General features: G+C 47.4%; 20 protein-coding genes. 6 read left to right on the top strand and 14 right to left on the bottom strand.

Features of this window, described 5'->3' with window-relative positions; translation table 11 throughout:
• The first annotated feature begins 13 nt into the window (after positions 1–13).
• Positions 14–934, top strand: a complete 921-nt coding sequence (locus tag OQ477_RS12870; protein ID WP_044802454.1) for an ATP-binding cassette domain-containing protein — start codon at positions 14–16, stop codon at positions 932–934.
• The gene (locus OQ477_RS12865) at positions 931–1,884 is read left to right on the top strand and encodes an ABC transporter permease (protein WP_265972698.1); all 954 of its coding nucleotides are present in this window, start codon (positions 931–933) and stop codon (positions 1,882–1,884) included. Before OQ477_RS12870 ends, OQ477_RS12865 begins: the two co-directional genes overlap by 4 nt.
• Here OQ477_RS12865 and OQ477_RS12860 read toward each other — a convergent pair.
• The 6 genes from OQ477_RS12860 to OQ477_RS12835 all read right to left on the bottom strand — a co-directional run bounded on the left by OQ477_RS12860 (position 1,874) and on the right by OQ477_RS12835 (position 6,580).
• Entirely contained in the window at positions 1,874–2,710 is an 837-nt protein-coding gene (locus tag OQ477_RS12860) for a hypothetical protein (protein WP_265972697.1), read from the bottom strand. The two genes, OQ477_RS12865 and OQ477_RS12860, sit on opposite strands and share 11 nt — an antisense overlap.
• Positions 2,701–3,498, bottom strand: a complete 798-nt coding sequence (locus OQ477_RS12855; RefSeq protein WP_265972696.1) for a hypothetical protein — start codon at positions 3,496–3,498, stop codon at positions 2,701–2,703. The genes OQ477_RS12860 and OQ477_RS12855 overlap by 10 nt, the downstream gene beginning before the upstream one ends.
• The gene (locus OQ477_RS12850; RefSeq protein WP_265972695.1) at positions 3,467–4,390 is read right to left on the bottom strand and encodes a DUF6895 family protein; all 924 of its coding nucleotides are present in this window, start codon (positions 4,388–4,390) and stop codon (positions 3,467–3,469) included. The genes OQ477_RS12855 and OQ477_RS12850 overlap by 32 nt, the downstream gene beginning before the upstream one ends.
• Before the next feature lie 48 nt (positions 4,391–4,438).
• Positions 4,439–4,618 carry a hypothetical protein gene (locus OQ477_RS12845; protein ID WP_003151018.1) on the bottom strand — a complete coding sequence of 60 codons (180 nt, stop codon included), beginning with the start codon at positions 4,616–4,618 and terminating at the stop codon, positions 4,439–4,441.
• A gap of 152 nt (positions 4,619–4,770) precedes the next feature.
• Entirely contained in the window at positions 4,771–5,634 is an 864-nt protein-coding gene (locus tag OQ477_RS12840; protein ID WP_265972694.1) for a lipoate--protein ligase family protein, read from the bottom strand.
• A 46-nt stretch (positions 5,635–5,680) separates the two neighbouring features.
• Positions 5,681–6,580, bottom strand: a complete 900-nt coding sequence (locus OQ477_RS12835; RefSeq protein WP_007407666.1) for a LysR family transcriptional regulator — start codon at positions 6,578–6,580, stop codon at positions 5,681–5,683.
• Between the two features lie 115 nt (positions 6,581–6,695).
• Here OQ477_RS12835 and OQ477_RS12830 point away from each other — a divergent pair, with 115 nt between their 5' ends.
• Complete coding sequence (locus tag OQ477_RS12830) at positions 6,696–7,673, top strand: YeiH family protein (protein ID WP_088461824.1); 978 nt, start codon at positions 6,696–6,698, stop codon at positions 7,671–7,673.
• Between the two features lie 36 nt (positions 7,674–7,709).
• Here the strand turns inward: OQ477_RS12830 and pta are convergent, their stop codons facing one another.
• Positions 7,710–8,681 (bottom strand): phosphate acetyltransferase, encoded by a 972-nt coding sequence (gene pta / locus OQ477_RS12825; protein WP_003151012.1) that lies wholly within the window; start codon positions 8,679–8,681, stop codon positions 7,710–7,712.
• A gap of 257 nt (positions 8,682–8,938) precedes the next feature.
• Here pta and hemQ point away from each other — a divergent pair, with 257 nt between their 5' ends.
• Both hemQ and OQ477_RS12815 read left to right on the top strand, forming a co-directional pair.
• A complete protein-coding gene (hemQ, locus tag OQ477_RS12820; protein WP_265972693.1) occupies positions 8,939–9,703 on the top strand; it encodes a hydrogen peroxide-dependent heme synthase in 765 nt (254 codons plus the stop codon).
• Positions 9,704–9,826: 123 nt separating this feature from the next.
• Positions 9,827–10,606 carry an SDR family oxidoreductase gene (locus OQ477_RS12815; RefSeq protein ID WP_007407669.1) on the top strand — a complete coding sequence of 260 codons (780 nt, stop codon included), beginning with the start codon at positions 9,827–9,829 and terminating at the stop codon, positions 10,604–10,606.
• 16 nt (positions 10,607–10,622) lie between these two features.
• Here OQ477_RS12815 and OQ477_RS12810 read toward each other — a convergent pair whose 3' ends face one another.
• The 7 genes from OQ477_RS12810 to OQ477_RS12780 all read right to left on the bottom strand — a co-directional run bounded on the left by OQ477_RS12810 (position 10,623) and on the right by OQ477_RS12780 (position 17,920).
• Entirely contained in the window at positions 10,623–11,822 is a 1,200-nt protein-coding gene (locus tag OQ477_RS12810) for a pyridoxal phosphate-dependent aminotransferase (protein WP_265972692.1), read from the bottom strand.
• A gap of 12 nt (positions 11,823–11,834) precedes the next feature.
• A complete protein-coding gene (locus tag OQ477_RS12805) occupies positions 11,835–13,016 on the bottom strand; it encodes an MFS transporter (RefSeq protein WP_007407671.1) in 1,182 nt (393 codons plus the stop codon).
• Positions 13,013–14,431 carry an ATP-grasp domain-containing protein gene (locus tag OQ477_RS12800; RefSeq protein ID WP_265972691.1) on the bottom strand — a complete coding sequence of 473 codons (1,419 nt, stop codon included), beginning with the start codon at positions 14,429–14,431 and terminating at the stop codon, positions 13,013–13,015. Before OQ477_RS12800 ends, OQ477_RS12805 begins: the two co-directional genes overlap by 4 nt.
• A gap of 17 nt (positions 14,432–14,448) precedes the next feature.
• The gene (gene bacC / locus OQ477_RS12795) at positions 14,449–15,210 is read right to left on the bottom strand and encodes a dihydroanticapsin 7-dehydrogenase (protein ID WP_265972690.1); all 762 of its coding nucleotides are present in this window, start codon (positions 15,208–15,210) and stop codon (positions 14,449–14,451) included.
• Positions 15,207–15,917 (bottom strand): cupin domain-containing protein, encoded by a 711-nt coding sequence (locus OQ477_RS12790; RefSeq protein WP_265972689.1) that lies wholly within the window; start codon positions 15,915–15,917, stop codon positions 15,207–15,209. Before OQ477_RS12790 ends, bacC begins: the two co-directional genes overlap by 4 nt.
• Complete coding sequence (locus OQ477_RS12785) at positions 15,907–16,521, bottom strand: bacilysin biosynthesis protein BacA (RefSeq protein ID WP_032875842.1); 615 nt, start codon at positions 16,519–16,521, stop codon at positions 15,907–15,909. The genes OQ477_RS12790 and OQ477_RS12785 overlap by 11 nt, the downstream gene beginning before the upstream one ends.
• Before the next feature lie 160 nt (positions 16,522–16,681).
• Complete coding sequence (locus OQ477_RS12780) at positions 16,682–17,920, bottom strand: MFS transporter (RefSeq protein WP_265972688.1); 1,239 nt, start codon at positions 17,918–17,920, stop codon at positions 16,682–16,684.
• Between the two features lie 221 nt (positions 17,921–18,141).
• On the opposite strand from OQ477_RS12780, the gene OQ477_RS12775 reads away from it, so the two are divergent.
• Positions 18,142–19,344, top strand: a complete 1,203-nt coding sequence (locus OQ477_RS12775; RefSeq protein WP_014419153.1) for a multidrug effflux MFS transporter — start codon at positions 18,142–18,144, stop codon at positions 19,342–19,344.
• The last annotated feature ends 30 nt before the right edge of the window (positions 19,345–19,374 follow it).

Here is a 19,374-nt window from a genome sequence, read left to right as displayed (position 1 = left end):
GTGTGCAAATATCATGACTGAACCAGCCCTGATATTAAAAGATGTCTCTAAAACAATCAATCATACCCCTATTGTACAGTCAATTTCTTTCGATGTGAGAAAAGGTGAGATATTCGGCCTTTTAGGGCCGAACGGCTCAGGAAAAACCACTATTTTCAGAATGATCGTACAGCTTATTAAAAAAACAGAAGGAGCCATTTCATTCAGAGGCAGACCGGACAGCGACTTTGAATATTTTATGAGACATATCGGGGTTATCATTGAAGGCCCGGATATGTATCCGAATATGACCGCTTTGCAAAACCTAAAATATTTTACTAAACTGCGCAGCAGCTCGCTGCGAACGGATGAGCTTATGAATACCCTTGCAAAAGTCGGATTGGAGCAGGCTGCCCGCAAAAAAGTGAAACATTTCTCATTAGGCATGAAACAGCGCTTGGGGCTCGCTTATTCTCTTCTTCACAATCCCGGATTATTAATTCTGGATGAACCGATGAACGGCCTCGATCCTAAAGGAATGAAAGAATTGCGCACCATTCTTTCCGATTTAGCGAAGCAAGGGGTTTCTATTTTATTATCAAGCCATTTATTGTCGGAAATGGAGGAAATTTGTGATAGGGTTGCCTATATTAAAAAGGGACGGATTTTAGGAATTGAAGACATGAAGAACAGACATGACCTTGGTCAGAAAAAGCTGTTTACCGTCACGGTCGATCATCCGGCAAGGGCGAAAGAAATATTAGAGCAGGAAGGTATTCTTCAAGTACAGCAAAAAGACAGCCGCATCATTGAATTGGAAGCGGAAGAAGATACCATCCCGTATGTCATTAAATCTTTGGCAGAGAAAGAGATTCTGATTTCCCGCGTTTCTGCAAGGACTTTGTCATTGGAAGAGAAATACATGATGATTACAGATCAGGAGGACGCGGTATGAGCATATTTCATCTGGCACAGAACGAATTCATAAAAATAACCCGAAAAAAAGGCACACTTTTATCTCTTTTTTTCCTGTTTCTCATCGTTTTGCTGGCCGGCCTTATTATGAATCATGAGTTAGATGCTTCCTCGGATAACAATTGGAAAGAACGGCTTCTCGCCGAAAAAAAACAGGAAGAAATTGATAAACCGGCTGAAACGACAGGCGTTTATTATTCTGCTGATGTTAAGAATAAAGACTATTATTTGGAGCATAACATCAACCCTTATGAATGGAACGGCTGGAGGTTTTTCGGCACGGTTACTTCAAACGGGCTTGAGATTTTCGTCAGCTTGACCGCGATTTTAACCGTCAGCGGGGTTGTTTCTAAAGAGTTTGCCCTTGGGACGATTAAGTTTATCGCTACAAGCCCGAACCGAAGATGGCGGATTTTAACATCGAAATTTCTGGCATCTCTTCTGTTTACCGGCATGGTTTACTTATTTTACTGTGTGAGCTGTTTGCTGATCGGCGGCGTGTTATTCGGTTTTTCCAATGCTTCATATCCGCTCGTCTATACTCATTTAAATGACAGTCTGTATACCATCAGTTCAATCAAAGCATCCGGAATCATTCTGCTTTTGCGTTTCATATCAATTATAAGCATTGTCACCATTGCGTTCACTTTGTCAGTATTGTTCAAAAGCCAGGCGCTCTCCCTTTGCTTATCCATTTTACTGCTGTTTGCCGGCAGTATATTGGGCGGAACTGATTTGCTTGCCCAATTTACATGGTACAAATTTACGCTCTTTCCGCATTTAAATCTCGTTGCTTATGTAAATAAAAGCGCGGGTGATGCGATTTCAACGTTAAACATCCCCTATTCCGTGACGGTTATAGCGATCTACATTCTTATTTGTTTATTGATTTCTTTTTCCGTCTTTCAAAAGAGAGACATTACAGCATAGACAGAGAGGCGGCGGCATAATGAGCGGACGGCAGGAAATATTGAAGTTCCAGCAATTTGCCGCTGACCGCCCCTTGGTCCATCGCTAATGGATTCAAATAACCGAAGCTCCCGCTGCTTCGCTGCTGAAAGCGTAGAAATTCCCGCCCTTCCCGTATAAAAAGCGCCTCATCGAATTGGAGAAATTTCATAATGGCTGTGTATTTTGCAACGGCGTCAATGTGATACTTTCTGCACTCGGCTAACATTAAACCTGAAAAAGCAAAGTCTGATGTTTTGTACCATTCCGTGAGAAAAGGCTGCAATTCTTTCATTTGCAAATAAGAGACGGCATAAAGGGCATCCGCCTGTTCTTCCTGGATGCCGCCCGGTGCCATGAGCAAATCGGCCTCACGTTTCATCCCGGTTTCTAAGAACACGATCAGTTCTTCCGGAGTCACCGCCCCAAAATAAGCCCCTAACACCATGAGGATCATAGAGGAAGGCTCTGATTTCAGTTCCTCTTGTAAACCGCGGACCATTTGTTCAAGTCCGTTATGAAAAAAGATGCTTTTTGCGGCATCTATCCTGCGGTACACATGATACGCATACGCGAACAGGACCGGATGGCATTCGTGCGTTTTTTCTCCAAAATAACGGTCTAAGAATAGAATGACTTCTTCTGTATCCTTTCTTTTTTCAAAGTGATGACATGCCGCTAAACCGCAAAACAGGTGCATGAGATCATCTGCTTCCATCTCTTCCGGCTGCAGCTGAAGGTTCTTCCAAAAACCCAGCAGCCATTCTTCTGTTTTTTTTATATTAAAATGTTCCTTGACTATCCGCATGTTCCACACTCCAGATTCAGAATCTCAATCGCCGGCAGAAGAGCCGGAGCACAATGAATGGATGGATTCTCGTTATTTATATGATGAAGAGCCGCTTGACAGCCATAAAAAAATGGATCGATACACGATTGGATAAATAACATATTGCACAGCTGTTTCATTTTTCGGCTGCCGAGACAAAACACAAGCCATTTTTGAATGGAAGCCTTCAAGCCGGGATGAAGCAGATGCTCTCCCTGATCTAAATGAAGAAGACAGTACTCGACAAACTCCAGCTCGTTTTCAGCGGTTCTTTTCCACGCGTCATGGAGCAAAGGCTGAAACATCGAATTCTTGTAAAAGCGCACTTTTTCATGGTCAGTTGACATTCCCAGCTCGCTCAGCAAACCGACGAATTCGGCGTATTTAAAATAAGGCCATTCTTTTTTTATAAGATAGCCGTTTTGCAATCCGTGACGTATGACCTGATCATCCGAATCCATTCCCTGCTTCTTTTTATAAGCTTTTGCCGTTAAATAGATATGAATCAACTCATTGACAATGGCCGTGTTACAGCGAAACAGATCTTCCCAGCATGACTTATCAACGAAAGCGGAGGCAATCCTTTCAGTATGTTCTTTTACAGCGGAAGAATGGCTCGTCTTCCTGTAGTACTTGCAGAAGCCGGCAAACAGCTGAATGCTCTTTTGATCCGGAAGCGATTGTTCAGCAAAAGATAATAAAAATTGATCTGTCTCTTCAGCTAATCTATTCAAGTTAATCGTTCCTTTCTGCTCTAAGACAGGCATGCGCGGCACCCGCGGCGACAAGTGTTGTATGATAGCAATGTTTAAACACATCTTCTCTTCGCTGTTCACCTTTCAAACCGGGTTTATGTTGATAGGTGATGCTCGGGACATTCCCCTCTTTCATTCGGCCCTGATAGATTTTATTCCAGGCTGCTTCATAGAGCGGTTTATGGTTATCCTTATCCATGTCGATATGTAAAAAAGAGCTGCACATCAATAATTCACTGGTAATATCTAAATTCTCAAGACAGATATAGATCCCGAGAAATTTCAGGACCTTTTCTTTTAAGGACGGCAGATGATACTCTTTATCCGTAAGCGAAGAACATCCCATGTCTGTTATATAAAAAATCGTATGAGTGATACTGTACGCATCATGATCCGTCATATATGTATTTGGGACATCCTGACCAGCTGCTGTGTAGTGATATAAGTCAGAAAAATCCGTTATTTCCGAGGTTACGCCTGCTCTTTGCAGACTGTACTTCAGATCCATTTTCCGAAAGGGAATTTTAGCAAGGCTGCAATCAAAACGTGCTGCCGTGAATTTTTCCAGCTCCCATATCACCGAAGCCCGTGACGGATGATCAGTCAAGGTAAGAAATTCACCCGCAATAGCCAATCCGGCGAGACCGTCCGGATCAAAATGAATAAATTCTTCAAGCTGATCATTATGGAGCCTTTCTGTAATAAACTCCGTTAAAACAGCAACTTCCTTATCATCTGCCTGATTTCTGATCAGGTAATTGATAAGAAAAATGAGTTCTATAAATGTTTTAAGGCGCCACCTGAAATCATTCGCTACTTTATGATTCATATCAAAATAATGGATATTTTTAACAATCCATGACAGCGCTCCCCGCTTAATTTCTCTTATATACTCTTGTGTCAAACTCTCACCGCCTCGTCTCAGATGTGTAGGCTCCAAACAGTGATTATCCTATTTTTGAGCGGCTAAATCAGAGAAATTCAAATTCGGGTTTTGATTGTCTTCTTGGCTCGGCACTACAAGCACCCAGCCGCTCCAAGCGAAAGAATTGCCTGATTGTTCCGCATCTCCGGCTAACAAATGTGTCGGGATTGTGATTCTTTTTTCTTCTTTTATTTTTTTAAAGTTCATATCTCCATCTCCTTCAGTTTATAGAATTATTTGGAACCTACATAAATATATTAATCAAATAAGGTATATAATGTAAACTAGTTTTGGTATAACACTTCTTTTTCACTATAACTAAATAGTATATAATTACCAAAAACAAAAAAAGCCCGGACTTAGTCCAAGCTTTCCTGCGTGCCGAACACCTTCTCATTCCGTTCCAGCATTCGGGTCAGATTTTTTTCAAATACCTTCTCTTCTTCCGGCGATAATCCGGCTGCATACAGGCGGCCGCTGAGTTCCTTCAGTTCGGTCAAAAGCGCCAGCATTAAGTCCTGCACGGTAATGTCTGTTTGCAGCAATTCGCTTAATGAAGCCATCGTTTCGGGCCGGATATCGGGATATACGCCTTTTGTATCGTTGCTTTTGTCTTTTAAAGCGGCTTGATAGAAACGTCTGATCAGATCGGCGCGTTCGCTTCCGCTTTTATCGGCGCAGAGGTAAATCTGAACCGCGGTTCCGCCCCGCAGGCGCCTTTGTGAGATTCCCGCGAATTTTCGGCCGCCGATGCTGAGATCGTAGCTGCCCGGACAGTACGATCCTTTAATTTCATATGCTTTAATTTCGGCATTATGCGGACGCAGCATCCGCCGCACCAGCTCTGTCATCGCCTCGTAGCCTCTGTCGATGTCGATGCCTTTTTTCTCATCTTCAAAAATAAGCGAGATATTCAATACGCCTTCGTCCAGTACGACGGCGAGGCCTCCGGAATTGCGGACAATGACACGGTAGCCTTCGTCCTCCAGCAATTTCACGCCGTCCTCTAAAAACGGCAGGCGCGTGTCCTGAATGCCGAGCACGATTGTCCGGTGGTGCACCCAGGAGCGTGCCGTCGCAGGCGATTCCCCTTTGCCTACGGAGGCGCACAGCGTATCATCCATTGCGAATGACTGCTTCGCATCAAAATAAGGGCCGAGGCTGGATTGGTCAATGATTCTCCAGCTCGGCTGCATCAGTAAATCAATCGGTTGCTTTCCCATCTATATTAAATCCCTTTCGTCATAGGCTTTCCATGCATTTATTATATCACTCCGCTTGAGATGATTGAAATTGGCTTTTCAAAAGAGCGATGAAGATTTCTTTGTTTTTTGTGTTCTCCATAATGGAAGATTGGATGATAGACAGTTTCCGTTTTAAGGAGAATCCTTTTATCTCAAGCACGGAAATGCTGCCGTGAAGCAGATCCTTTTGCAGCACGCTTTTTGACAGAACGGAAAGACCCATTCCGCTGATCACGGCTTCTTTGACGCCCTGGTTGCTGCTGATCGTCATCATGGATTTCGGCCGCAGTCCGTTTGATTGAAGAACGTGGTCTAAATATTCCCTCGTTCCCGAACCCTTCTCCCTCGTCACCCACGCTTGATTTTGCAATTCGGCAGCCGGGATGTTTTTTCTGCCGGCGAGCGGGTGTCCGTTCGGTGCGGCAATGCACAATTCATCCTCCATAAACGGCTGAATGTCGAGCTCGTTTTTCCCCGTATGCCCTTCAATTAATCCGATATCGGCTTGAAGCATCCGAACCGCTTCGCTGACCTCCTCCGTGTTTCCGATCATGACGTCCAGGTTCAGCTCGGGATACTCGTTATGAAGCTTTGCGAGAAGCGGCGGCAGAATATATTCGCCGATGGTAAAGCTCGCGGCGATTTTGAGCTTCCCTTTGACATAATGATGATGGGCGTAAATTTCGGATTTCGCCTGTTCGTACAAAAAGACCATCTGCTTGGCGCGCTGATAGAGAATGTCCCCCGTCGGCGTAGTCGTAAAGTGCTTCGGAGAGCGGTTCAGCAAAGCGGTTTGAAATTCTTTCTCCAGGTTTTTAATGTGGAGGCTGACGCTCGGCTGAGAAATCATCAGCTTCTGCGCCGCCTTTGTAAAGTTTTTTTCTTCCACGACGGCAATGAATGTTTTCAGTTCACCATAATACAAAAAGCATCGCCCCTAATCATTATTTTTCCTAATCGTTTAGATCATATAAATATATTTTACTAATGATTAAGACCGCAGTAAAGTGGAGTTATCAAGATAATGGGAAGTGACTGAGATGAAGATGGTAAAAGGTATTTCAGTTACCGCAGGAATTGCGTTTGCGGCTTTCTACGTCAGCCGCCTGCCGTTTTTGCAAATGCTCGGAATGCTTGTCCTTGCAATGCTGATCGGCATGCTTTGGCGCGCCGTATTCGGACAGCGGGCGGCATTAGAGCCGGGGATCGCGTTCTCAAGCAAATACTTGCTGAAAGCAGGCATCATCCTGCTTGGCATGAGACTGAATCTGGCGGATATCTATCATGCGGGCTGGCACGTATTTGCAATTGCCGTCTGCTGTATGATGTTTGCGGGTGCCGTTGTATACGGACTGTCCCGGCTGTTCCGTATAGATCAGACACTCAGCACGCTGACAGCCTGCGGCACAGCGATCTGCGGAGCGGCTGCCATTGCCGCGATCGCGCCGCAGATCAGATCAAATGAAAATGCAGCCGCCATCAGCGCGGCCGCCGTTTCGTTATTAGGAACCGTTTTTACTGTTGTATATTCTCTTGCTTATCATGGATTGGGCTTTTCTCCTGCGGCTTACGGAGCCTTTTGCGGGGCAACGCTTCACGAAGTGGCGCATGCGGCGGCGGCCGGCAGCGCCGGAGGAAAAGCAGCCGTCGAGATGGCGGTGATCGTCAAACTGACCCGGGTCGCGCTGCTCGTCCCGGCCGCATTCATGCTCGGAATGCGGGCGCGCCGCAGCGGAAAGTCAGAGACGGCTTCTGCCGCTTCGCTCCCCATCCCTTGGTTTATCTTCGGATTTCTCGGAATGAGCGCCATCCATACATCAGGCGTTATTTCAGCCTCGTTTTCCGCGTTTCTTGTTCAAGTGTCTTATGTTTTAATCGGCATGGCGATGGCGGGTCTCGGTTTGAAAGTCCATATATCGGCATTTCGTCATAACGGCTGGCGGGCGCTCGCAGCAGGCTTAATCGGTTCTCTCTGTTTGTCCCTGTTCGGCTGGGCCGCAGTGGCGTTCTTTCTATAAAAAAAGCCGGTCCTCGTAAAGACCGGCTTTTGCGCATTACAGCGCTTGAGCAGCCGTAATTAACGCAAGATTGTAGACGTCTTCCGCATTACATCCTCTGGAAAGATCGTTTACAGGCATATTCAATCCTTGCAGAATCGGTCCGACCGCTTCGAAGCCGCCTAAGCGCTGAGCGATTTTGTAGCCGATGTTACCTGCTTCAAGGCTTGGGAATACAAATACATTCGCGTCTCCTTTAATGTCGGAGTCCGGCGCTTTTTTCTCCGCGACAGACGGCACAAATGCAGCGTCGAATTGGAATTCGCCGTCCAGCGTAAGCTCAGGCGCTTTTTCCTTCGCAATTTTCACGGCTTCAGCCACTTTGTCCGTCTCGTCTGATTTCGCCGATCCTTTTGTAGAGAAGCTGAGCATGGCAACGCGCGGGTCAATGTCAAACATTTGAGCCGTATTGGCGCTTTCAATGGCGATTTCGGCAAGGTCCTGGCTGTCAGGAGCAATGTTGATCGCGCAATCAGCGAACACATACTGCTCGTCACCGCGGGCCATGATGAAGACGCCTGATGTTTTTTTCACGCCTTCTTTTGTTTTGATGATTTGCAGTGCAGGGCGCACCGTATCAGCAGTAGAATGTGCAGCTCCGCTGACAAGTCCGTCTGCGAGACCTTTGTACACAAGCATCGTGCCGAAATAGTTTTCGTCCAGCAAAGCTTTGCGGGCTTGTTCTTCCGTCGCTTTGCCTTTGCGGCGTTCTACGAAAGCCTGAACGAGTTCTTCCATGCCTTCATATGTATGCGGGTCAAAAATGTCCACGCCGTCAAGCGTAAGGTTTAATTCTTTCGCTTTTGCTTGAATGTCTTCTTTATTGCCGACTACGATCGGCTTTAATACCTTGTTGCCCGCCAAGTTGTTGACCGCAACCAGGATACGTTCGTCCAACCCTTCAGGAAATACGATTTTCACATCTTTTCCTGCGACTTTTTCTTGTACTTTTGTAAATAAATCTGCCACGATATACCCTCCTCTATGTTGACAAAAAACGCTTACTTTTACAGCATACTCTTCTTCCAGCTAAATTCAAATAAGCAACTTCTATTATAGCGCTTTCAAAAAGAAATCTTATTTTTCTAACTAATTTAATTGACGGTTTGTTTCACGGCTTATTTTCTGACACAAGGCTTCGGATTATTCAAGGTTTCTCCACAGCCGAAACGGTTAAACTGTGATATAGTGAAGGCATCAATGAAAAGATATAGGAGTGAAGATACATGAGTGAGCAGCAAAAAACGAACGAAGCCGCCCAAACGCTTGACGGCTGGTACGCGCTTCACGATTTCCGCACAATGGACTGGACGTCATGGAAGATGTTATCCAGCGATGAGCGCCTGTCGATTATTCACGAATTTACGGGACTGCTTGAAAAATGGGGCGTCGCCCAAAAAGAAGGCAAAGGCTCGCAAACCATCTACAGCATCGTCGGACAGAAAGCTGATTTCATGCTGATGATTCTTCGCCCGACAATGGAAGAGCTGAACGAAATCGAGCTTGAATTTAACAAATCAAAGCTTGCTGAATTTACAATCCCGGCTTACTCTTACGTGTCCGTGGTTGAGCTGAGCAACTACCTCGCAAGCGGAGAAGGCGATCCGTATGAAAATCCGCATGTCCGCGCCCGCCTGTATCCTGAGCTGCCCGAAGCGAAATACGTCTGCTTCTATCCGATGGATAAAAGAAGAAGCGGCAATGACAACTGGTACATGCTTTCTATGGATGAACGCAGAAACCTGATGAGAAGCCACGGCTTGATCGGACGGAGTTATGCCGGCAAAGTCAAACAGATTATCACGGGATCTGTCGGTTTTGACGATTACGAATGGGGCGTCACGCTCTTCAGCGATGATGTGCTTCAGATCAAAAAACTTGTTTACGAAATGCGCTTTGATGAAGTCAGCGCGCGCTACGGCGAATTCGGTTCATTTTTTGTCGGAAACCGCTTGTCCCTCGACACGCTTCCGAAGTTTTTGCACGTGTAACACCCACCCACCCGCCTGTCCGGCGGGTTTTTTCTTTGTCAGAATTTAAATAAAATTTGCTATCTTTATCATTTTTTTTTACGATGTAAAGGAGATTCCATTTTGGTAAAGGGGTGCAGACAGTTGTCAAAACGAACCGCGTTTATTATGGGAGCCAGTCAGGGGATCGGCAAAGCGATCGCTCTGAAACTGGCGGACAATGGCTTTCATACCGTCATTAATTCACGAGTTCCCGAAAATATCGAATCGGTAAAAGAAGAGATCCTCGCCAAACATCCGGATGCGGGCGTCACCGTTCTGGCCGGGGATATGTCGGACCAGAAGACAAGAGCCGGCATTTTTGAAGAGATCAGATCACAATGCGGACGGCTTGATGTATTGATCAACAACATTCCGGGCGGCTCGCCGGATACCTTTGAAAACTGTGATATAGAGGATATGACAAATACCTTTACGAATAAAACGATTGCCTATATCGACTCTATGAAAACGGCCGCAGCAATCATGAAACAGCACGAATTCGGCAGAATCATTAATATCGTCGGAAACCTATGGAAAGAACCCGGCGCCAATATGTTTACCAACAGCATGATGAACGCCGCTTTAATTAATGCCAGCAAAAACATCGCCATTCAGCTTGCGCCTTTTCACATTACTGTCAACTGTCTGAATCCCGGGTTTATCGCCACAGACCGTTATCACCAATTCGTGAAGAATGTCATGAAGCAAAACGGCATTTCTAAAGCGGAAGCGGAAGAACGGATTGCCTCAGGCGTCCCGATGAAGCGTGTCGGAACTGCGGAAGAAACCGCGGCGCTGGCTGCCTTTCTTGCCTCTGAAGAAGCCTCCTATATTACCGGACAGCAAGTGTCAGCCGACGGCGGCAGCATGAAAAGCATATAATAAAAACATCCCGCTCTCAGCGGGATGTTTCTTGTAATGAAGGAAAGGACAAACCGAGCTTTTGAATCCGCACCACAAATTCCCTCAAATCGCCCTGCTTGGCCACCATTGATATTCTGACATAACGCTTTCCGCCGCTGCCGAAAATCTCGCCGGGCGTCACGACAACATGGGCATGCTCCAGCAGATAGTCCGAAAACTGGTGTGAGGACTCGAATTCATTCGGAATTTCAGCCCAGACATAAAAAGTCCCCTTCGGTTTTTCAATGCTCCAGCCTAATTCCTTTTCACATAACGCCGTGAAAAAGTCAATCCGTTCTTTATATGTGCGCTTCAGACGCTCCGTATGCTCAGGATTTTCTGACAGCGCCGCCGCTGCCGCCTGCTGAAGACCGCCGAACATGCCGACGAAGACGTGATCCTGAAACTCATTGACCGCCTGAATGATTTTCTCATTCCCCACGGCAAATGCCATTCTCCAGCCTGCCATATTGAAGGTTTTCGAAAATGAATAAAGCTCCGCGCCGATCGTTTTCGCTTCTTTCGCCTGAAGAAAGCTGGCCGGATTCTGATCAAATTCGAACGCGCCGTATGCAAAATCGTGAATAAGGTGGATGTCATGTTTTTTTGCAAACGCTGCCGCTTTTTCATAAAACGCCTGATCCGCAGTCGCCCCCGTCGGGTTATTCGGGTAATTCAAAAACATCAGCTTGGCTTTTTTCAGGACGGCGGGATCAATCCGCTCAAAATCCGGCAAATAGCCGTTTTCCGGATGAAGCGGCATCTCATGCAGCTCCGCTCTGGCCATTGTGATTCCCGATAAATACTCAGGGTAGCCGGGGTTCGGGACTAAGGCGATATCGCCGGGGTTCAGCAGGCATTGCGTCAAAACGTACAAACCAGCTTTCCCTCCGCCGAACAGCGCGACTTCTGTCTCCGGATTGACCGATACCCCATACTCTCTCTCATAAAATTCCGCGATGGCTTCTTTCAGAAACGGATAGCCTCTGAACGGGCCGTATCCGTGATACGAAGGATTCAGCGCAGCCTCCCGCAATGTTTCAACGATATGCGGCGGTGTGGGGAGATCGGGATTCCCCTGCCCGAGGTTAATAATCTGGGCTCCCGTTTTCTCCAACTCTTTTACCTTTTGAAAAACGAGCGAAAATTCCTGTTTCGGAAGTGTCTTGATGACGTCGGACGGTATGATTTCCATCTGAAAGGCTCCTTATAAATGAATTTGCTCTGATTCGTTATTCCGTTCTGAAAAGGATTTATTGACCAGTTTTGTATGCAGAAACAGCCCGCTGACCAAAAGGACGATAAACGCCATGATGACTGCCGCGTCTACAATGTTGATCAGCATGGAACCGACGGCGATGCACAATCCGATGGAGGCCTCCGCCACCGAAAAAATCCGGCCCTGAATCTGGTTCGCCGCGTTCTCCTGAACTTTGACCTTCGCCAGCACCTCACCGTATTCCATTGCGATAAAGAAAAGAATGGCGGCAATGACTGACACGGCGAAAATCGGGGTAAACAAAAACAGCGCAAGCGAGACGATCGATAACACTGTAAAATACATCAGCCCTTTATTGTTGTTAAAGCCCCATTTGCTGACAAGAGCGGCGCCGATAAAGCCGCCGAAGCCGATACAGAACGTCAGGATGAAATTGCCGATTTCCCCGTCGCCTAAAAAGCGGCTGACAATCGGGAAATAGCTGTAGACGACACCCCACAAAAGCGCCATCGTAATCATCGTGAACATGGCGTTTAACACAAAAGCATTTGTTTTGATTTCCTTCAGGCCTTCTTTAAACGACTGAAAAGCTTCTCTCACGTTTTCTGACTGAATCGGCACGTATTGAAGCTTAATGCGGCTGATGAAAAACGCGGAGACAAGATAGGTCACCCCGTTAAACGCGACGGCAAGCTCCACAGAACCGCCCAACAGAAAAAGTCCGCCGGCTGCAGCGCCGACAATAATCGAAATCGTCGTGGCTTTTGCAAACAAAGTGTTGATATTTTTAATATCCGCTTCTAAAGACGACATGACCGCGAGACGTGCCGGGTTAAAAAACACGCCGCTTCCGTAAGAAACAAACAGCAGCGCCAGAAAAAGCAGCGGATATTCGCCTTTCGGGAGAAATGTCAGCCCCAAAAAGATGACACCTCTGATCACATCCGTCCACAGCATGATTTTCACCCTGTCGAGCCGGTCCACGAGCACGCCTAAAAACGGCTGAAACACCATCGGAATACTGCGGACCGCGATGACGCCGGACGTCACCCAGTAGTCGTGATAGTATGTAGACAAAATGAGCAGAGCCGGGAGAACGCAATAGTCTCCCATAAACGAAAGCGCCTGCCCGAAAAGCAAATACTTAGAGTTCGGTTTCAGCTGTTTCATACCGGTAACGCATACTTTGCAGTCAGCTTCGCCTGCTGCTGAATTTGTTTGATTGATTCGGCCACGTCACCCGAATTGCTTCCTTTCAGCTCAAACGCCGCAATGCTGTTGAACGCTTCGAACAGCCGCAGATCCACGGATGTACCCGCTTCGGCCGCTGAGAAAGAAACGATTTCGGTGTCTCCCTTTAAGACGCCGTCGGGAATGTCAATGCTTTCAATGACGAAATCGACAGCCGTCTCAGGCAGCTGGCCGTTCTCTTTGAAATGCTGAGGATACAAGTGGCAGTCGGCGACATAGCATGGCTCCTGCTCCAATAATCCTTTCGGCAGATCGGCTTCTTTTCCGAAACAGAGAACATCCAATAACAGCTGCGCCATATCGACGCCGAAGACCTTTTTAATATTCGGAATCATGTTCCAGCCCGCAAATCGTGCCGCTGATTCAATCAGTCCGGCTTCCCGGTTTTTCATTAATTTAATTTCTGTATGTGTTGCGCAGTTTTCGAGGCCGAGTCCTTCATTCGCCTTTTTGGCTGCTTCGACGATTTTCCGCTTCGCGTCATCATCCAGGATGGACGGCGTAATATGCGATGTCTCCGTGAATCCGATTTGCGGTGTTTTATCATGAATCGCGACAGGGAAGTATTCTCCGTCGGCCATGATGCCTTCTATGCTGATATAGTCGGAATAACCGCTTGTTTCGTACCAGTCGTCATACTCGCCCTGCAAAAATTCTTCCGCGATAAACGGCGCTTCAAACGTGACCGCTTTCGGTACGTTGATCGACTTCAGGTATTCATTGACTCTGTTAAATTCGGCTTCGGCCGTTTCCATCTCTTTGATGAGCGTCACGCCGATGGAGCTCGCCAGATATGTAGGCTTCAGAATGAGCGGCGTTCCAATTTCCTGAAGCGCGGCGCGGAAATCTTCCAGCGTCGTCACCCGTTTGTTTTTGATGGATTTGACGCCGGCCCGGTTGAAGGCGGCTCTCATTTTGTTTTTATCTCTGGCATTTTCAGCGGCCTGTACGCCCGCTCCCCGCAGGCCGAGACGTTCACACGCTTTTGCCATCGGAGCGATAAACAGTTCATTGTTGGTCGTAATGGCGTCAACCGCGAACATGCCGGCCGCCTTGACGATTTCTTCGACTACTTCTTCCTCAGGTTTGTCATGATCTTCATGAGCCCAGTAAATCGAATCGGGATGCTCAAAATCAGCCAGACTCTTAAAATAGTCTTTATCTTTTATGACCGCAACCGAGTATTTTTCAATTAATGCCGCATGAGAGGCTGTAATTGCAAAAGGCCTTGGAATAAAGCTGACGAGGTTGTATTTTTCGGCTGCGCTTTTGTAAAACATATGCGGCGGGCATCCCCCAAGGTCAGCGATAACCAATACTGTTTTTCTCTCCATATGTAAACACTCCTTCTCTATTGTGCGGTGTATCCACCGTCTGCGGTGATCGCGCTTCCGGTCATATAGCTTGATAAATCCGACGCGAGAAACAGCATGACGTTCGCTATTTCTTCAGGCTTGCCGAGTCTCAGCAGCGGATTCACTTTCGCTTTTTCTTTTTTGATTTCTTCAAGCGTGCCTTCGTTGTTTTCAAGGAACGACTTTTCATTCAAAGGTGTGTCAATGATACCCGGGCACACGCAATTGACGCGGATGTTGTGTTTGGCGTAATCGACGGCCATCGAACGCGTCAGCTGCAATACGCCGCCTTTAGAGGCGTTATATGCGGGAATGTCGGGCCATGCAACGACTCCTCCGACGGAGCACGTGTTAATGATATTGCCCTTGCCGCTTTTGAGCATATACTTGAGCGCGTGCTTGCTCATAAGAAACATGCCCGTCAGATTGACGTTGAGCACCTTGTTCCAATCGCTCAGCTCCATCTCATGAATCGGGGCGACAATTTCGATGCCGGCGTTATTGATTAACACGTCCAATCCGCCGAACTTGTCCGCCGCTGACCGGATGGCGTTTTGACATGCCGGTTCATCTGTAATATCCGTCCGGACAAAATGCAGCCTGTCATTGTTTTCTTTCCGGATCATCGCTTCTCCCTGCGCCTCATCAATATCCGCGACGACCACATTCGCCTGCTGATTCAGAAACGCCTGAACCGCGGCATAACCGATGCCTGATGCGCCCCCTGTGATGATGACGGTTTTATCCTTCAGGTTCATGACTCTTTCGCCTCTAATTTTTTCGCTTTTGCTCTGTTATAGCGCGGAGGGAAAAAGATATTGACTGATTTTGAATCTTTTTCAAATCTGTTGATGGCGCCGTGATCTTCTCTCGGATCGCAGAAATAAGCTGTGCCGAATGTCATATCCACTTTGCAGCCTTCAATGGTCATATCATAGCCGCCCCCGATGCAGATGCCGATCTGTTCATTGCGGTGTTTATGGAACGGCATTTCTCCCCCGTTGCCCGGAATGTTGGCAAGCATGATTTCCACCCAGTCTTCCACGAAGAACGTGACTTCCATCCCAGGCAATAAGTCTCTCGTTTTAAAAATATTCAAAAAATAGTCCTCGGGGCTTGTGTAAGTTTCACCGGCTTTCAGGCGTTTGATATCAATGGCGATCACTTCTTGATCCGTCTCATTTTTTGCGCCGTGAGGCACGTTAGGAGGCGCGATATAGGCTGATTCCAGCGCTGTCATCTTTCTTGTGACATCTCCGACAGTCATGGACAGCTCGCCGGAAACGACAAGGCCGATTTGGACTTCCTTATGCTGATGCGGTTCCACGTTTGTATGCGGCGGAACGTAAGAAAGCAGAACTTCCGTATCCCCTCTGACAGACGAATATTGTCTTACTCCGTTATCCCATTCTATTAATTTAGGCGTCGGGAAATAAAGTTCCTGCAAATCTTGTTCAGTTTTCATCATGAATCTCTCCTTTTCCGAATAATGACCAGCTCATGGGAATGCTTTTAAATGTTTTGACAAAGTGAAGGCCGTACTTTTGTCTGGCCAGCTCATTTGTCAGCGCGATGTCGGACAAACCGTCCTTCACTCTTTTCGCGGCTGCGCTCGTCGAGTTCACCAGATCAAACGTGACATCTTTACGGGTAAAATACTTAATCAAATTGATAGGAGACGGGTGGGATACGATGACAGCCTGTTCAAGCATGTCATCTGTATATTCAAAACCGGGCCGGACAGCCAGGCCGTACATCGGGGTGTCGCACCTGAAAATTTGCAGAAGCTGCAGATCCGGTCTCATGTAGAAGTGCTTAATGCCGTCATACGCGTGAGGCACAATTGTGTATTCCAGCGGACTTTGAAGCGTTTTTTCAATGCACGATTCAAATGTATCATGCAGTGATAATTTGCTGTTCACCCCTTGGAGAAGGGTAAAATTGGTGATGAAGTTTTTTGCTGCGTACTCACTGCTTGTCCCTTCAGGACCGAGCGTGTTGATCGTAATCAGTTTAGATATTGAATAAGCCTTGCTTTTTGTTTGAATGCTATTATCCAATATAATCATGAGCACCAACCAATCTGTTAAATTTTAAGTAAATATTATCCATAGATGTTCAAGCTGTCAATATTATTTGAAAATATTGATAATTATTCCTATATATTAGAAAACACCCTATGACATAGGGTGTTAAAATTAACATTTATAAAATTATAGAAACTTTATTTTACCGATACAATGATTGGTCGGCCTGATGCTCATATTTCCCATACCTTCTGTATGCGAAAACGCTGAGGACAAAGCCGATGAGGGTGACGGCCGCACAAATAAATCCGACAGCTGCATATCCGTATCCGACATAGACCGGACCCATGACAGCAGAACCCAGGGTGACGGCCAAATTGGACGCCAGGCTGTAAAATGCCATGATTTTGCCCCGGCGGCTCTGTGAGCAATCACTTAAAATGGTGCTGAGCAAGGTCACCGTCAGGCTTTGCATCAATCCCCAGACGAATAACCCGATGACCAAAAACGGCATTGAAGACGGCGCATAGGCGAGACAGGAAAGCCATATGCTGATCACGGCCAATGCCGCGATCAAAGAGCGCATTTTCCCCGCCTTATCTGCGATTTTTCCGGTGAACACGCTCATGGAAAAACCGATTCCGTACACCATGATCAGCAGCCCTGAAGCTGTATTTCCCCCCGGCAGCACGCGGTGAAGATAGGTGCCGAGAAAGGAATACATGCCGTAAAAACCGATCATGTTGCAAAAAGTGATCGTGAGGTATACAGGGACACGTGGCACCTTCAGCGCATCCCGGAAAGTGCCTGCCTGCCGTCCGTTTTCCTCTTCTGTTTTATCCCCATCCGCCGTGCTGCGGCGCGCCTCAATGAAAATGAGCGAAGCAACGAGGACAGACATCAGGGCGAAAATCCAAAACGTCCACCGCCAATTCAAAACGCCGCCGATAAAAGAGCCGATCGGAACGCCGAAAATCAAAGCGAGCGACCAGCTTGACACGATCAGACCCATCACCTTGCCGCGGTACGCATAAGGCACACGGTCGCCGACCACCGCATAAGCTGTCGGCACAAACGCACCCGCCGCAAGCCCGGAAAGCGCCCTGCCCAGAAAGAAGAAAAAGAGATTGTGCGCCAGCGCGCAGATCACCGTGCCGGCCGTAAATATAAGCAGCCCCGCCATCAGGCTGAGCTCCCGGGAATATTTATCTCCCAGCGGAACGAGAAGCGGCGCGCCGATAAAAATCATCAATCCGTAAATACTGATGGAAAGCGCCAGCACACTGACATCCGAGCTGAAAGCCCGCGCTAAATCCGGAAGCAGCGGAGAAATCACCAGCTCTTCAGAACCGGCGGCAAATACGCCTAATGTCAAAGCAAGCGCGAGACAGACCGGAAATCGGCGTTTCGTTTCGATGTGATCGGTTTGTTTGCTGTTCATGCTCTTTGAACACCTCTTCCGTAAAACTTTTCTACCTTTTGTTGTTTTATAGTTTAGCATCCTTATATTTCATTTTACATTTCACATGAAAACTAATTCCAATTTTTTATTTACATTCAGATTTTAAATAAAATATTTAGTTTGTATTCAATAAATGATATAAAATACGCCGTCCGGTTATGCTATATTGATAGAATCATTGTTAAGGTGGGGGTCATGGAATGAATAACGCTGATTCAAAGGCCGCCCGCGCAGGCCTCGGCATGGTACTGATTCTCGGGACGCTCGCTTCATTCGGGCCGCTTTCGCTCGATATGTATCTGCCCGCTTTGCCTGAAGTGGCAGCCGATCTTCATACGACAGCGTCACTTGCGCAGCTGAGCCTGACGTTTTGTCTTTTGGGGCTGGCGGTCGGGCAGATCGTTGTCGGGCCGCTCAGTGATATGATCGGGCGCCGGAAGCCGCTGATTCTGTCATTGCTGCTTTATACGCTGTCTTCTTTATTATGCGCCTTCAGCCCTTCTGTTTCGTTTTTAATTGTCATGAGGTTTATTCAAGGATTCACCGGGGCGGCCGGAATCGTCATCGCACGGGCTTCCGCACGCGATATGTATTCCGGAAAAGAATTGACGGCTTTTTTCTCATTACTGATGCTCGTCAATGGGGCGGCGCCGATTTTAGCGCCGATTACAGGGGGATTTATCCTTCAGTTCGCCGGCTGGAAAATCGTATTTATCGTGCTGGCGGTGATCGGCTGTATCATTTCTGCCGCCGTGCTTACGGCGTTGCCTGAATCACTCCCGCCGGAAAAGCGGACAAGCGGCGGACTCCGGGAGACGCTGATGACGTTTCGCGGCCTGCTTGGCGACCGGATGTTTATGGGATTTGCGCTCAGCCAGGCATTTGTGATGACCGGCATGTTCGCATACATTGCCGGGTCGCCGTTTGTACTGCAAAACATCTACGGCGTATCAGCGCAAATGTTCAGCCTGCTGTTCGCCGTAAACGGTGCGGGAATCATATGCGCCACCCAAATCACCGGACGGATGGCTAAAACACATGATGAACGGAAGCTGTTTGTCTCCGGGCTGTTGATCGCCGTCATCGGAAGCATCGCTTTGCTTTTATCACTTGCGTTTGGTTTAGGCCTGACGGCGGTCTGCATTTCTTTATTCATCATTGTTTCTTCTGTCGGGATCGTCACGACGACGGGATTTTCTTTGGCTATGCAGAAACAGGAGAAAGGCGCGGGAAGCGCTGCGGCTCTTCTCGGACTCCTGCCCTTTATCGGGGGTGCGGCTGCCGCTCCCCTTGTCGGTATTGCCGGAGAAGAAAATGCCTGGCCGATGGCCGTCAGCATTTTCGGTTTTGAGTTCTGTGCCGTTCTATCCTATGTGCTGTCGGCAAAACGGAAAACAAAGTAAAGCCCTCCGCTTAAAGCGGCGGGCTTTTTT

This window comes from Bacillus sp. ChL18 (assembly GCF_026241425.1).
Taxonomy (GTDB): domain Bacteria; phylum Bacillota; class Bacilli; order Bacillales; family Bacillaceae; genus Bacillus; species Bacillus velezensis.
The sequence above is the reverse complement of the archived record's forward strand: the minus strand, read 5'-3'. Positions and strand labels throughout refer to the sequence as shown.

Bases quoted from the DNA above. Each gene is read 5' to 3' on its own strand.
- OQ477_RS12870 (WP_044802454.1), top strand. From the start codon at position 14: ATGACTGAACCAGCCCTGATATTAAAAGATGTCTCTAAAACAATCAAT.
- OQ477_RS12865 (WP_265972698.1), top strand. From the start codon at position 931: ATGAGCATATTTCATCTGGCACAGAACGAATTCATAAAAATAACCCGA.
- OQ477_RS12860 (WP_265972697.1), bottom strand. From the start codon at position 2,710: ATGCGGATAGTCAAGGAACATTTTAATATAAAAAAAACAGAAGAATGG.
- OQ477_RS12855 (WP_265972696.1), bottom strand. From the start codon at position 3,498: ATGCCTGTCTTAGAGCAGAAAGGAACGATTAACTTGAATAGATTAGCT.
- OQ477_RS12845 (WP_003151018.1), bottom strand. From the start codon at position 4,618: ATGAACTTTAAAAAAATAAAAGAAGAAAAAAGAATCACAATCCCGACA.
- OQ477_RS12840 (WP_265972694.1), bottom strand. From the start codon at position 5,634: ATGGGAAAGCAACCGATTGATTTACTGATGCAGCCGAGCTGGAGAATC.
- OQ477_RS12830 (WP_088461824.1), top strand. From the start codon at position 6,696: ATGAAGATGGTAAAAGGTATTTCAGTTACCGCAGGAATTGCGTTTGCG.
- hemQ (WP_265972693.1), top strand. From the start codon at position 8,939: ATGAGTGAGCAGCAAAAAACGAACGAAGCCGCCCAAACGCTTGACGGC.
- OQ477_RS12810 (WP_265972692.1), bottom strand. From the start codon at position 11,822: ATGGAAATCATACCGTCCGACGTCATCAAGACACTTCCGAAACAGGAA.
- OQ477_RS12805 (WP_007407671.1), bottom strand. From the start codon at position 13,016: ATGAAACAGCTGAAACCGAACTCTAAGTATTTGCTTTTCGGGCAGGCG.
- OQ477_RS12800 (WP_265972691.1), bottom strand. From the start codon at position 14,431: ATGGAGAGAAAAACAGTATTGGTTATCGCTGACCTTGGGGGATGCCCG.
- bacC (WP_265972690.1), bottom strand. From the start codon at position 15,210: ATGAACCTGAAGGATAAAACCGTCATCATCACAGGGGGCGCATCAGGC.
- OQ477_RS12790 (WP_265972689.1), bottom strand. From the start codon at position 15,917: ATGAAAACTGAACAAGATTTGCAGGAACTTTATTTCCCGACGCCTAAA.
- OQ477_RS12785 (WP_032875842.1), bottom strand. From the start codon at position 16,521: ATGATTATATTGGATAATAGCATTCAAACAAAAAGCAAGGCTTATTCA.
- OQ477_RS12780 (WP_265972688.1), bottom strand. From the start codon at position 17,920: ATGAACAGCAAACAAACCGATCACATCGAAACGAAACGCCGATTTCCG.
- OQ477_RS12775 (WP_014419153.1), top strand. From the start codon at position 18,142: ATGAATAACGCTGATTCAAAGGCCGCCCGCGCAGGCCTCGGCATGGTA.